At 69.4% G+C, this 13,656-nt stretch carries 7 protein-coding genes; 4 read left to right on the top strand and 3 right to left on the bottom strand.

The genetic code is table 11. From position 1 onward, the window contains the following. The first annotated feature begins 121 nt into the window (after nucleotides 1-121). A complete protein-coding gene (locus A9975_RS28440; protein WP_183035656.1) occupies nucleotides 122-1,798 on the top strand; it encodes a S8 family peptidase in 1,677 nt (558 codons plus the stop codon). Nucleotides 1,799-1,882: 84 nt separating this feature from the next. Here A9975_RS28440 and rrtA read toward each other — a convergent pair whose 3' ends face one another. Together rrtA and glnE are read right to left on the bottom strand one after the other, a co-directional pair. After that, nucleotides 1,883-2,518 (bottom strand): rhombosortase, encoded by a 636-nt coding sequence (gene rrtA / locus A9975_RS28435; RefSeq protein ID WP_183035655.1) that lies wholly within the window; start codon nucleotides 2,516-2,518, stop codon nucleotides 1,883-1,885. Beyond that, nucleotides 2,515-5,355, bottom strand: coding sequence for a bifunctional [glutamate--ammonia ligase]-adenylyl-L-tyrosine phosphorylase/[glutamate--ammonia-ligase] adenylyltransferase (gene glnE, locus A9975_RS28430; RefSeq protein WP_370565706.1), 2,841 nt, complete (start codon nucleotides 5,353-5,355; stop codon nucleotides 2,515-2,517). Before glnE ends, rrtA begins: the two co-directional genes overlap by 4 nt. A gap of 228 nt (nucleotides 5,356-5,583) precedes the next feature. On the opposite strand from glnE, the gene A9975_RS28425 reads away from it, so the two are divergent. The 3 genes from A9975_RS28425 to tldD all read left to right on the top strand — a co-directional run bounded on the left by A9975_RS28425 (nucleotide 5,584) and on the right by tldD (nucleotide 12,409). Beyond that, nucleotides 5,584-9,912, top strand: a complete 4,329-nt coding sequence (locus tag A9975_RS28425) for a YhdP family protein (RefSeq protein ID WP_183035653.1) — start codon at nucleotides 5,584-5,586, stop codon at nucleotides 9,910-9,912. Between the two features lie 66 nt (nucleotides 9,913-9,978). Next, nucleotides 9,979-10,836 (top strand): carbon-nitrogen hydrolase family protein, encoded by an 858-nt coding sequence (locus tag A9975_RS28420; RefSeq protein ID WP_183035652.1) that lies wholly within the window; start codon nucleotides 9,979-9,981, stop codon nucleotides 10,834-10,836. Nucleotides 10,837-10,948: 112 nt separating this feature from the next. Then, nucleotides 10,949-12,409 carry a metalloprotease TldD gene (gene tldD / locus A9975_RS28415; RefSeq protein WP_043344843.1) on the top strand — a complete coding sequence of 487 codons (1,461 nt, stop codon included), beginning with the start codon at nucleotides 10,949-10,951 and terminating at the stop codon, nucleotides 12,407-12,409. Between the two features lie 63 nt (nucleotides 12,410-12,472). Here tldD and A9975_RS28410 read toward each other — a convergent pair whose 3' ends face one another. Continuing rightward, nucleotides 12,473-13,528 carry a class I SAM-dependent methyltransferase gene (locus A9975_RS28410; protein ID WP_183035651.1) on the bottom strand — a complete coding sequence of 352 codons (1,056 nt, stop codon included), beginning with the start codon at nucleotides 13,526-13,528 and terminating at the stop codon, nucleotides 12,473-12,475. Nucleotides 13,529-13,656 lie beyond the last annotated feature (128 nt).

Raw genomic sequence — 13,656 nt, 5'->3', positions numbered from 1 at the left:
TCCCGCAGCGGCCCGATTCCTGTCGACGGAATGCATGGCTTGGACGTTGAAGGCTGAAAGCTGAAGATTGAATGCTGTAACCGCGGTCAGTCCGAAGCGGGCTCAACGGGAGAACGTAGACATGCAGGAGCAGCTTCCATCTCGATCTGGCGAAACGCGGCGCGTGGCGTCCCATGCGGCACTGCTGCTGGCCACCGCCCTCTGGCTGGGTGCGCCGACCGCAGCCAGCGCAGCCCCCGACCCCGCCGCGCGCCCCGCGCCGCACTACACCGGCAACTTCATCGTGCGCTGGCGTGACGGCAGCACAAGCACAACCACCGGCGCGAACGCCACCAGCGCGAGTGACAGCGCCGCTGCCAGCGGCCTGTCCGAGCGCATGCTGAGCGTGCGCCAGAGCACCGGCGTGGCACTCTCGGTCAAGCGCCAGATGGGTGGCAGCCTGCAACTGCTGAGCGTCTCCGGCAGCGATGCCGCCGACCCTGAAGGTACCGCCGCCCGGCTGCGCCGGGATCCGCGCATCGCGGAAGTGGTGCCGGACCGCTGGCTGCGGCTGCACGACACCGTGCCCAACGATCCCGAGTTCGCGCTCAACCAGCCCTACCTCGGCACCCCCGCCCAGGTGGTGGGCGGCGTGAACCTGCCGCCCGCATGGGACCGCACGCGCGGCAGCAGCAGCCTGGTGATCGCCGTGGTCGATACCGGCTACCTGCCCCACCCTGATCTCGCCGGCCGCATCGTGCCCGGCTATGACTTCATTACCGATCCGAAGATCGCCAACGACGGCGATGGCCGGGACGCCGATGCCACCGACGCCGGCGACGGCGTGCCGGCGGGCTTCACCTGCCCAGGCACCACCACGCCGACCACGACCGCAACCAACAATAGCTGGCACGGTACCCGCGTGGCAGGCACGCTCGGCGCACTCACCAATAACGGGGTGAACATCGCCGGAGTGGACTGGAACGCCCGCATCCAGCCGGTGCGCGTCTCCGGCCGCTGCGGCGCGCTGCTCTCGGACACCGTGGATGGCATGCGCTGGGCCGGCGGCCTCTCCGTACCCAATGCGCCGGCCAACCCCACCCCGGCGCGCGTGATCAACGTGAGCCTGGGCGGCGGGACCTGCTCCAGCATCGAGCAGCAAGCCGTGACCGACCTCGCCGCAAATGGCGTGGTAGTGGTTGCCGCCACGGGCAACAGCGCCGGCGCGGTCGAGGCGCCAGCCGACTGCACCGGCGTGGTCGCCGTAACGGCACATGCCAATGACGGCGAGAACGCCAGCTATGCCAATGTGGGACCGCAGGTTACGCTGAGCGCGCCGGGCGGCGGCTGCGGCAACTCCAAGGTGTCGGGCGGCAAATGCTCGGTGGCGGAGTCGTTCATCCGGACCCTGTCAAATGACGGCACCACCTCGCTTGGCAATTACAACGTCATCAATTCGCAAGGCACCAGCTTTGCCGCGCCGCTGGTATCGGGCGTGGTGTCGTTGATGCTCGCCGCCAACCCGGCGCTCACGCCCGCCCAGGTGCTTGCCACCTTGAAGAGTTCGGCACGGCCCCATCCGGCTGGCACGTATTGCACGGCCCCCGCCAATGCCGGCATCTGCGGCGCGGGCCTGCTCGATGCCAATGCTGCCGTGGCCGCCGGCACGCAGGTGGTCCAGCCGGCGCCCGCCGCGCCAGCCACCTCCTCGGGTGGCGGCGGCGGCGCGGTTTCGTGGCCGCTCGCGCTCGGGCTGGGCGCGCTTGGCTCGCTGTTGAACTGGGTCGGACGCCGCCGGCGCCCGGCGCGGTCGCGCTGAAACCGCGCTGAATTCGCGGCGACCGAGGGGCACCGTCCGGCCTGCGCCGGCCGCGCCCCTTGTCAGCGCCCCTTGTCAGCGCGCCTATGCCAGTGGCTCGCCCCGGCGGCGCTGCCACCACTCCTGCACCAGCCATAGCCCCAGGCCGGCCAGCGCGCCGGCCGCGTGCGAGATGCGCACGACCCCGAACCCCCACTGCGCGTCGAACACCACGGGCGCGAGCCACGACTGCTCAAGCCAGGTCTTGACCAACACGCCAAGGCAGAGCGCCACGCCGAGCACGCGCGACACACCGCTGCCATAGAGCAGCCGCAGCCCGCCCCACAGGGCCAACCCGTGCAACGCGCCGGACAATCCGCCGTACCAGCCCACCGACGGCACCCGGCACAACGCCAGTTGCACGGCTACGCCGCAGGCGAACAGGACCGCCAACATCGCGCCGGCGCGCTCCTCGCGGCCAATCAGCAGGAACAGGCCCGCGGCGGCCAGCAGGTCCGCCAGCCAGTGCCGCCAGCCAAGGTGGACCCACATTGCCGTCAGCAGGCGCCACCACTGGCCCGCCACGCCCTGGCCCATGACCGCATCGCGCAGATAGAGCCCGTGCGCATGCAGCCACGGAATAAAGGTAAAAGCAGCACCCAGGGCGGCCGTGAGCGCCAGTACGGCCAGCATGCCGGGCCATCCCGGCCGGCGCGCCGCGCCAGCCGCCTGCACGTTCATTTGCCGCCGGCGGCTACCGGCTCGCCGAACACCGCTTGCCAGAGGGTGCGCACGTGTTCCGCCTGCTGCGCCACCACGGCCGGCGCAACCCGTGCGTGAACCTGCCCGTCCAGGCGCAGCTGGTGCTGGCGGGCACGGAACAGGCGATAGGCGTCGCCCACTTCGCGCGCCAGCGTGGCATCGATCAGGCCGATTTCTCCGGCCGTGCGCAGCAGCGCGATATTGCCGGCATTGCGCGTGAGCGCGGGATGCTCGTGGCTGTGCAGCAGCACGAGGTATTGCACCGTGAACTCGATATCGACCATGCCGCCGCGATCATGCTTGAGGTCGAACAATCCGCTTGGGTTGGGATGGCCATCGGCCACCTTGTGGCGCATGGCGACGATCTCGCCGCGCAGCGTGGCGGCGTCGCGCGGCTGGCGCAGGATCTCGTCGCGCAGGCTTTCGAAATGCGCGCCGATCTCGGGGTCGCCCGCGCAAAAACGCGCGCGGGTAAGGGCCTGGTGCTCCCACACCCACGCGGTGTTGTCGCCCTCGCGCTGCTGGTAGCGGCGAAAGCCCTCGAAGCTGGTCACCAGCAGCCCGGCCTCGCCGTTGGGGCGCAGGCGCGTGTCGACATCGAACAGCGTGCCGGCGGCGGTATGGCTGGTCAGCCAGGTGATCAGGCGGCGCGCGTAGGCGGCATAGACATCCGGGGCGCGCTCGTGCTCGTCCTCGTAGAGGAAGATGATGTCGAGGTCGGAGGCATAGCCCAGCTCCTTGCCGCCCAGCTTGCCGTAGGCGATCACGGCAAAGCGCGGCTGCTCGGCATGGCGGGTCGCCAGCTGGCGCCAGACGGCCTGCAGGGTCACCTCGAGCATGGCATCGGCCAGGTCCGACAGCCGGTCGGCGATCTGCTCGACGGTCAGCATGCCTTGCAGGTCCTGCAACAGGATGCGGAAGGTCTCGGCGTGGTGCTCGCGGCGCAGGATGTCCATCTGCGCTTCGATCTGCCCGTCGGCCGCGTCGAGGCGCGCGGCCAGGCGGCTGCGAAAGCCAGCCCAGTCGGGCGCGCCCGCCAGGGCGTCGCTGTCGAGCAGTTCGTCGAGCAGTTGCGGGTGGCGGGTCAGGTAGGCGGCGGCCCAGCTTGATGCGTGCAGCGTGTCGGCCACGCGCGCCATCGCCTGCGGGTACTCGGAAAGCAGCGACAGGTAGGACGCGCGGCGGCTGATGGCATCCAGGAAATCGACAAAGCGGGCGATGGTGCGGTCGGCATCTTCCTGGCGCGAGGCCAGGTCAAGCGCGCGGTTGACCAGCAGGTCAAAGCGCACCCGGCTGGGCTCGGACAGCGCGCGGTAACGCAGCGAGCCGCCGATGGCGCGCAGGCGGTCGAGCAGCCCGGTGCAATCGCTGAAGCCGGCTGAGGCAAGGCGTTCGCACGGCGGTTCATCCTGTTCTTCCTGGATCAGCGCCGGCCACAACGCCTCGCACGGCGCGTGCGCTTCATCGGGGTCCGAGAAGGTGGCCTCGAACTGCTGCGCCACCGGATCCTGCAGCGATGCCAGCCGCTCGAGCAGGGCCGGCCAGTCGGCGCAGCCCATCATCTTCGCCACTGCCAGCTGCTCCTCTTCCGAGGTTGGCAGGTGGTGCGTCTGGGCATCGTCGCGATACTGCAGGCGGTGCTCTAGCTGGCGCAGGAAGCGGTAGGCGTGCGCCAATTGCTCGGCCTGGCCCGCAGGCAACAGCCCATGCTCCACCGCCACCGTCAACACCTCCAGGGTGGGCCGGATGCGCAGCGCCGGGTCCTGGCCGCCGCGGATCAGCTGGAAGACCTGGGCCATGAACTCGATCTCGCGGATGCCGCCGCGGCCGAGCTTGATATTGAAGGCACGCTGGTTGACGCGCTGGCCGCCGCCTGGCGCCGCCAGCCCGCCGCTGCGCTTGGCCGCCTCGGCGCGGATCTGCGCATGCAGCGAGCGGATCGCCGCAATCACGCCGTAGTCGAGATAGCGGCGGAAGACGAAGGGCGTGGTCAGGCTGGCCAGTTGCGCGGCGGTACGCTGCGCATGCGGCGTATCCAGCGCCGACACCACCCTGCCCTTGATCCAGGCGTAGCGCTCCCACTCGCGCCCCTGCACCATCAGGTATTGCTCCAGCATGCCGAAGCTGCAGGCCAGCGGCCCGGCGTCGCCGTTGGGGCGCAGGCGCATGTCGACGCGGAACACGTAGCCGTCTCCGGTCACGTCGGCCAGCAGGTTGATCAGGCGCCGTCCCAGGCGGATGAAGTATTCGTGATTGGACAGGCTGCGTTGCCCGCCGCGCGTGTCGCCGTCTTCGTCGTACAGGAAGATCAGGTCGATATCGGACGACACATTGAGCTCGCGGCCACCCAGCTTGCCCATGCCGACCACCACCAGCTCCTGGACTTCCCCACTGCTCTGCCCGACTGGACGGCCGTAGGTCGGGGCGAGGTCCGCTTCCAGCATGGCCAGGCCGTACTGGATGCCGAGCTCGGCCAGATCCGTCATAGCGCCGGTGACTTCGCCCAGCGTCGACTGCCCGCGCAGATCGCGCTCGATCACCACGCACATCACTTCCGCGCGCAAGCGGCGCAGCGCGCGCTTGATGGCGTCGTCCACATCGGCGCACGGCTCATGCAGGACCTTGAGCCGTGCCTCCATCCAGGCGCGCGTGAGCGGCTGGTCGCGCGCGAGCGCGACGATTTCGGCCAGCTCGGGACGGGCCTGCACCATGCGGCGGGTGTAATGGGAATAGGCGGGCGAGTACAATGCCATGCCGGCGCAATCGACCGGCACGAGTTCAACGGCGGCCACCACCGAGAACGGGCCGGTGGCCATGTCGGCCACGGCCTGCCTGGCAGCGCTGGAAGTGTTGCCAGGCGCATGTTCGCCGGCAGCGCTCTCGGTTGCAGCAGTATCGGGCGCGGCTGCGGAACTCGTCGGATCAGTGGAAGTCATTCCTGTTACTTGGTAGCGCGTGAGCCGGCCCTGGGCCGGCGCGCGCGTTATGCACGGCCGGTCAGGCACCGAATTGGAGAGCGCCTAGTATTGTCGGATAATCTGCGCATGTCCAGCCGCGCCACCCCACCTGCCGATCCCTCCGCCGCCACCGCCGGCGGCACGCCGGCACTCGAAGGGGCCGCCGGTGCAGGCTCACCCCCACCGCAGCAAGGCAACCTGCGCGCACTTGCGTTTGTGCGTGCTTGCGGCCGCGCCCTGCTCGCAGGCTTGCGCCATCCCGTCTGGCGCGGCCTGGGACGCGTGCTGGTGCGCCTGGCACTGGCGCTGGTGCTGCTGGCGCTGCTCGCCGGGCTCCTGATCCGCTTCGTGCTCTGGCCGCAGGCCTCCGCCGCCCGCACCTGGCTCGAGCAGCGCGGCTCGGTGGCGCTCGCGGCCCATTTGAGCATCGGCCAGCTGGATACCTACTGGGATGGCTGGCACCCCGCTTTCCATGCCCGCGACGTCAAGGCCGTCGATGCCGAGCAGCGCGTGCTGCTGGCGGCGGGCGAGCTTGACGGCAAGCTGTCATGGCGCTCCCTGTTCAGCATGGACGTGCTGTTCCAGCGGATCTCCGCCAGCCGGACCGACCTGCTGATCCGCCGCTCCGCCGACGGCAAGCTCAAGGTGGCCGGCATGGCCGTGGATACCACCGGTGCCCAGCCGCAGGACAACCGGCTGTTCGACTGGCTGCTGTCCCAGGGCAAGGTCGAGCTGACCGACGGCAAGCTGCGCTGGCTCGACGACAAGAACAAACTGCCGCAACTGGACGTGGGCGATATCCAGCTCAGCGTGCAGCGCCACGGCTCGCGCCACACGTTCAAGCTCGAAGCGCAATCGGCCACGCTTGCGCCACGCCCGCTGGTGGTGCAGGCGGACTTCCGCCATGAATACCTGCACCGCACCGGCGACTGGCACAACTGGTACGGGCAAGCCAGCTGGGACCTTGGCCGGCTGGAGCTCCCGGTGCTGCAGCGCTATCTCGCGATCTTCGACCGGGTCACGCGCGGCACCTTCAGCACCGACGGCACCATCGAGTTTCGCGGCGGCCAGATCACCCGCAGCCAGGCCCGGCTGCGCGCCAACAGCGTGGACCTGAAGCTCTCCGGCGCACCCGAAGCGCTCAAGCTCGCCAGTGCCCAGGCCTTTGTCCTGCACCGCGCGGGGCGCGACCGCGACAACATCCTCACCATCGACACCCTGCTGTGGCAGCCCGAGCCGGCGGAAGGGCCGGCCGTGCCACCGGCACAGCAAGCGCAGGCGGCTTCCGCAGCAGCGGCCTCCCCCGGCGGCGCCAGCGCGGCCGCCGGCCTGGCCAGCGGCGAAGGCGCCTGGCGCGAAGGCATGCGCAAGGTAGTGGTCGGCTGGGCCACCGACAACAAGGGCGCGTTGCGCAAGTTCACGCTCAAGGCACCCACCTTCGACCTGAATACCGTGCGCGCGCTGGCCACCTCGCTGCCGCTCGACACCGCTTTGTCGCGCCAGCTGCGCGCGCTCCAGCCCTCCGGCCATGTCGACAACCTGGACGTGAACTGGACCCGGGATCGCCAGGGCATGCTGAGCCGCCGCGATGGCCAGCGCCACTTCAACGTGCAGGGCACGCTGCGCAGCGTCTCGGTGCTTGGCCAGCCCGCCAACCCGCCCGTCGGCGCGAATGGCAAGCCGCACCTGGGCGTGCCGGGCTTTTCGCGGATCTCCGGCAGCTTCAGTTTCGACGAGCGCCAGGGCAGCGCCCGTTTTGAAGGGAACAATGCCGCGCTGATGCTGCCCGGCATGTTCGAGGATCCGCGCCTGTCGTTCGACCAGATCAACGGCGAGGTGCGCTGGACCAATGACAACGGCAAGCTGGCGGTGCGCACCGACGGCGTGCAATTCGCCAACGCGGATACCGCCGGCAGCGTACGCGGCACATGGCACGCCGGTGGCGACGGGCACGGCGGCATTGCCGACCTGACTGGCGAGCTGACCCGCGCCCAGGTCAGCCGTGTGCCGCGCTACCTGCCCATGGGCATACCCGCCTCCACGCGCCAGTACCTGGCTGGCGCCCTGGTCGGCGGCGAAGCCAGCGACGTCAAGTTCCTGGTCAAGGGCGACCTGGAGCACTTCCCCTTCCACAGCCCGTTCGAGGGTGCCGGCGACTTCCGGGTCGAGGTGCCGATCCAGCATGTCAGCTACCAGATCGCGCCCCATGTGAGCGCGCCGGCGGGCAGCGTCGCCAGCGCCAGCAATGGCGGCAAGGCCTGGCCGAACTTCACCGACATCAGCGGCCACTTGCTGTTCGAGCGCGGCGGCCTGTCGTTCGTCGCGCAGCGCGCCGGCGTGCAAGGCGCCACCGGCGTCACGCTGCAGGACGTCAACGGCCGCATCGCAGACCTCGGCGAGCATGGCCGCCTGGTGCTGGACGGCAGCGCCAGCGGGTCGATGGCAGGCTTCCTGCGTTTCGTCGCCGCCAGCCCGGTGCGCGACTGGACCGGCCAGGTGCTGACGGATATGCGCGCCCAGGGCAACGGCGAGCTTCGGCTCAAGCTTGACCTGCCGCTGACCGAGGCGCATGCGACCAAGGTCGACGGCCAGTTCCGGCTGCCCGGCAACGAGGTGGTGCTGACCCCGCAATTGCCGGTGCTGGCCGGCACCACCGGCGTCGTCGCCTTCAACGAGCACGGCTTCCAGCTCAACGACCTGCGCGCCCGCTTCCTGGGCGGCGAGATTCGCGCCGGCGGGGGTAGCCAGCCCGACGGCACGATCCGGGTCAATGCCGGTGGCAACCTCACCGCCCAGGGCATCCGCGAGGCGTTTGGCGCCTCGCCGGCGGCCGCGCTGGTACAGAAGCTGGAAGGCAGCACTGCCTACAGCGCCGTGATCGGCGTGCGCGATCACCAGCCCCAGATCACGGTCGCATCGGAGCTGGCCGGGCTGGCGGTGAACCTGCCTGCCCCCATGGCCAAGAGCGCGGCGCAGCCCGTGCCAATGCGCTTCGAGCTGCGCCCGGCAGCCGCCCGCGCCGGCAGCGAAGAGATGCTGGTGCAGTATGGCAACGTGCTCAATGCACGCTACCTGCTGCGCCGAAATGGCGACGCCATGGAAGTGCAAGCCGGAGGGATCGGCATCGAGCAGCCGGCGCCGCAGCCCGCCAGCGGCGTCACCGCGGCGCTCACCGCCAGCCGCTTCGACCTGGACGCGTGGCGCGCCCTGCTGGGGGAGGCCGGCAAGGCCAGCGCAGGCAATGCCGCGCCGGTGTCCGCCTATCTGCCTGAACGCATTTCCGCGCGCACGCGCACGCTGCACGCCTTTGGCCGCGAGTTTGACGATGTCGTGCTCGAGGCCACCCGCGAGAGCGCTGGCTGGGGCATGCAGATCGAGTCCCGCCAGGTGGCGGGGAAACTGCGCTGGCGCAGCGATGCGGCCACCCCCGCAGGCGCGCTCACGCTGCGCCTGTCGCATCTGAGCATTCCCGACACGGGCGACGCCGCCAGCGCCGGCGATCCGCTCGACAGCAGCACCGGCGACCTGCCCGCGCTGGACCTGGTCGCCGATCGGTTCGAACTGCACGGCCGCGACTTCGGCAAGCTGGAGGTCAAGGCGCGCTCCAGCGAAGACGGCGGCGAGCCCGTATGGACGCTGGACCGTCTGGTCATCGAGCAACCGGGCGCCACGTTTACCGGCAGCGGCAGCTGGCGCTTGCCGCGCCGGGTGCGCGAGGGCGCTGCCGCCGAGCGCCGCACGCTGCTCGACTTCAAGCTCGACGTGCGCAACGGCGGCCAGGTGCTCGAACGCATGGGCCTGCCCCACATGCTGGCTGATGGCCATGGCACCTTCGAAGGCCGGGTCGGCTGGCGCGGCTCGCCGCTGTCGATCGACTACCCTACCTTGTCGGGCCGGATGAAGCTGCAACTGGAGAATGGCCAGATCCTCAGCGTGGACCCGGGCGCGGCCAAGCTGCTGGGCGTGCTTAGCCTGCAAGGCCTGATGCGGCTGGCCACCTTCGACTTCCGCGGCGTGGCGGGCCAGGGCATGGTGTTTGACGAGATCACCGGCATCGGCACGATCGAGAACGGTGTGGCCAGCACCAAGGACTTCGCGCTCAAGGGTGGGCAACTGCGCGCCTCGATGACCGGCAGCGCGAACATCCCGCGCGAAACGCAGGACCTGGACGTGACGGTAGTGCCGCGCATCAACGCCACCTCCGCCTCGGTAGCGGCGGCGTTCATCAATCCCGCGCTCGGCATCGGCACACTGGCGGCGCAGTTGCTGTTTGCTGACGAATTCTCCAAGGCCTTCAGCCGCCGCTACCATATCAGCGGTGGCTGGGCGAACCCGCAGATCATCAAAGTGGGGGAGAATAAGACCGATTCGCCGCCCGTGCAGGGTTTGTTCAATCGTGTCTACCCGGCGCCATAACCGTAGCGACTGGCCCCGCCGTCCGAGCCCCGCCGCGCAGCCGCCGCAAGCCAAGGAAACCGCTTCATGACCGCAAACGCCTCCGCATCAGCACCCAGCGCGGCCCACGGCGCGACCCCTTTTCGCGTCGCCGCCATCCAGACCATCAGCGGGGTTTCGCCTGAGGCCAACCTGGCCCGCGCCGACGCGCTGATCGCGCAGGCCGCCAAGGGCGGCGCCGAGCTGGTGCTGCTGCCGGAGTACTTCTGCATGATGGGCCTGCGCGAAGGCGACAAGGTTGCCATCCGCGAGCGCGACGGCGACGGGCCGATCCAGTCATTCCTGGCCGATGCCGCGCGGCGCCACCGGATCTGGCTGGTCGGCGGCACCCTGCCCTTGTGGTGCGAGGACGAAGCCCGCGTCTACAACACGTCGCTCGCCTACGACCCGCGCGGCGAACGGGTGGCGCGCTACGACAAGATCCACCTGTTCGGCTTCACCCGCGGCAGCGAAAGCTACGATGAATCGCGTACCATCCTGGCCGGCCAGACTCCGGTCAGCTTCGAGGCGCCCTGTGGGCGGGTCGCCATGTCGGTCTGCTACGACCTGCGCTTTCCGGAGCTCTACCGACAGCTCGCGGCGGGCGGCGGCACCAGCTTGATTTTGATGCCGGCCGCCTTCACCTACACCACCGGCCAGGCGCACTGGGAGATCCTGCTGCGCGCCCGCGCCATCGAAAACCAGTGCTATGTGCTGGCCGCCGCACAGGGCGGCAAGCACGAGAACGGACGGCGCACCTGGGGCCACTCGATGCTGATCGACCCCTGGGGCGAGGTGATGGGGGTGCTGCCGGAAGGCGAAGGCGTGGTAAGCGGGCTGATCGACCCCGCGCGCCTGGACGAGGTGCGTCAGAACCTGCCTGCGCTGCGCCATCGGGTGCTGTAGCATGTACAAGCAATGACCTGGCCGATTCCCCGATTCCCCGGAATCGCCAGCATCCCAGATTTTTACGCGGCGGCGTCATTTCGCCACCGCGGCACGACGATAAAGGACAACCATGAACGCCGGCGACCTCGGAATCCGCAACCTCGCCACCGCCCAGCAATTGCTGCTGGCACCCTACGGCCTGGACGAAACCAACCTGCAGCGCGTGCTGGCGGACATCTTCACGCATAAGGTCGATTACGCCGATCTCTACTTCCAGTACACCCGCAACGAAGCGTGGAGCCTGGAAGAAGGCATCGTCAAGTCGGGCAGCTTCAGCATCGACCAGGGCGTTGGCGTGCGCGCCGTGTCCGGCGACAAGACCGCCTTTGCCTACTCCGACGACATCAGCCTGGACGCCTTGCTCAAGGCCGGCGCCGCAACCCGCACCATCGGCCGCGCCGGCAGCGGCCGCGTCAAGGTGGCGAGCAAGATGGCTTCCCAGGGCGGGCGCAACCTGTACTCGCCCAATGACCCGCTGGACTCGATGGATGCCGCCGAAAAGGTGGCGCTGCTCGAGCGCGTGGAACGCATGGCCCGCGCCAAGGACCCGCGCGTGGTGCAGGTGATGGCAGGCCTGGCCGGCGAATACGACGTGGTGCTGGTGGCGCGCAGCGACGGCGTCATCGCCGCCGACGTGCGCCCGCTGGTGCGGGTCTCCGTCACGGTGATCGCCGAGCAGAACGGGCGCCGCGAGATCGGTTCCTCCGGCGGCGGCGGGCGCTATGCCTACGGCTATTTCACCGATGAGCTGCTGCGCCAGTACGTGGACGAGGCCGTGGCCTCGGCGCTCGTCAACCTCGAGGCGCGCCCGGCTCCGGCCGGTGCGATGACCGTCGTGCTCGGCCCGGGCTGGCCCGGCGTGCTGCTGCACGAGGCCATCGGCCATGGCTTGGAAGGCGACTTCAACCGCAAGGGCTCGTCGGCCTTCGCCGGGCGCATGGGCGAGCGCGTGGCGGCCAAGGGCGTGACGGTGGTGGACGACGGCACGCTGGCCAACCGCCGCGGCTCGCTCAACCTCGACGACGAGGGCAACCCGACCCAGTGCACCACGCTGATCGAGGACGGCATCCTCAAGGGCTACATCCAGGACACGCTCAACGCGCGCCTGATGAAGATGCCGGTAACCGGCAACGCGCGCCGCGAGAGCTACGCCGCGCTGCCGATGCCGCGCATGACCAACACCTACATGCTCAACGGCAACCGCGACCCGCAGGAGATCATCGCGAGCGTCAAGCGCGGCCTCTACGCGGTCAACTTCGGCGGCGGCCAGGTCGACATCACCAACGGCAAGTTCGTGTTCTCCGCCAGCGAGGCCTACCTGATCGAGGACGGCAAGATCACCGCCCCGGTCAAGGGCGCCACGCTGGTCGGCAATGGCCCGGAATCGCTCAAGGACGTCACCATGATCGGCAACGACATGCGCCTGGACTCGGGCGTGGGCGTGTGCGGCAAGGAAGGCCAGAGCGTGCCGGTGGGCGTGGGCCAGCCGACCCTGCGCATTGAGAACATGACGGTGGGCGGCACGGCCTGATTGCCGTCCCGCAGGTCGGGCAGGTCGGGCAGGTCGGGCAGGTCGGGCGCGGGCCCTTGCCGTTCAGGGCCGCGCCTCGTAGATCAGGTTGAACGGCGTTTGCGCCGCCCGGCGAAAACGCGAAAAACCGCCCTGCTGCACCACCGAGCGCATGCGTGCCTCGCCCGACTGGGCGCCCAGGCACAGCCCCACCTCCTGCGAGCGCGACGCTGGCGTGCAGATGAAGGTCGAGGCCGAGTAGAACACCCGCCCGACCGGGTTCAGGTTGTCTTCGAGCCGGTCGTTGGCGAAAGGCTCGACGATCATCCAGGTGCCGTCCGGGCGCAAGGTCTCGCGCACATGCGTGGCGGCGCCGACCGGATCGCCCATATCGTGCAGGCAGTCGAACACGGCCACCAGGTCGTAATCCTTGCCGCCATACTCCTTGGCTTTTGCCACTTCGAAATGCACGCGGTCCTGCACGCCGGCGCGCGCCGCCGCCTCGGTGGCGAAGCGGATCGACGGCTCGTGGTAGTCAAAGCCGTAGAACTCCGATGCCGGATACGCCTGCGCCATGATGATGGTGGAGGCGCCATGCCCGCAGCCCACGTCGGCCACGCGAGCGCCAGCCTGCAGCTTGGCCTGCACATCCTCCAGCGCGGGAATCCATTCCGCCGTCAGGTGCGCCGCGTAGCCCGGACGGAAGAACCGTTCGGTGCCGTGGAACAGTGATGGATCGTGTTCATGCCAGCCTAGCCCGCGCCCATTGCGAAAGGCGTCCACGATCTTGGGAATTGCCTTGAACTGCGCGACCGCGATCTGGAAGGCGCCGGGAATAAAAGCGGGGCTGCCCTCCTGGGCCAGCGCGAAGGCCTGCTCCTCGGTCAGGCTGAACAGATCGGTGGCCGGGTCGTACGCGACATAGCCGCTGGCCGCCTGCGCGGACAGCCACTCGAGCAGATAGCGCGCATCGGTATGGGTTTTCTCGGCCAGCACCTGCACTGTCATCGGTTTCTCGGCCAAGGCTTTGTACAGGCCAAGCGTATCGCCGACCACGATGGTGGCGGCATGCATCACCGCGCCCAGATCCTGGACGAACTGCCCCATGAAGGCGTTTAGCCTCCCCTCATCGATCGCCATGGTGTTTCCCTCCCCCTCGCCTCAGCCCCGCGTGCCTGGGCTGCCCGGCACGCCGTGTTCGCCTGTCTTCCCCCGGGCAAACCGGTGCAGGTGCCGCCGCCGCACTGCGGTGCGCGCTGGCGACGCCT

This window comes from Cupriavidus sp. UME77 (genome assembly GCF_014170355.1).
GTDB classification, from domain to species: domain Bacteria; phylum Pseudomonadota; class Gammaproteobacteria; order Burkholderiales; family Burkholderiaceae; genus Cupriavidus; species Cupriavidus basilensis.
This window is presented reverse-complemented; position numbering and strand designations above follow the sequence as displayed.

Bases quoted from the DNA above. Each gene is read 5' to 3' on its own strand.
- A9975_RS28410 (WP_183035651.1), bottom strand. From the start codon at position 13,528: ATGGCGATCGATGAGGGGAGGCTAAACGCCTTCATGGGGCAGTTCGTC.
- tldD (WP_043344843.1), top strand. From the start codon at position 10,949: ATGAACGCCGGCGACCTCGGAATCCGCAACCTCGCCACCGCCCAGCAA.
- A9975_RS28420 (WP_183035652.1), top strand. From the start codon at position 9,979: ATGACCGCAAACGCCTCCGCATCAGCACCCAGCGCGGCCCACGGCGCG.
- A9975_RS28425 (WP_183035653.1), top strand. From the start codon at position 5,584: ATGTCCAGCCGCGCCACCCCACCTGCCGATCCCTCCGCCGCCACCGCC.
- glnE (WP_370565706.1), bottom strand. From the start codon at position 5,355: ATGGCCACCGGCCCGTTCTCGGTGGTGGCCGCCGTTGAACTCGTGCCG.
- rrtA (WP_183035655.1), bottom strand. From the start codon at position 2,518: ATGAACGTGCAGGCGGCTGGCGCGGCGCGCCGGCCGGGATGGCCCGGC.
- A9975_RS28440 (WP_183035656.1), top strand. From the start codon at position 122: ATGCAGGAGCAGCTTCCATCTCGATCTGGCGAAACGCGGCGCGTGGCG.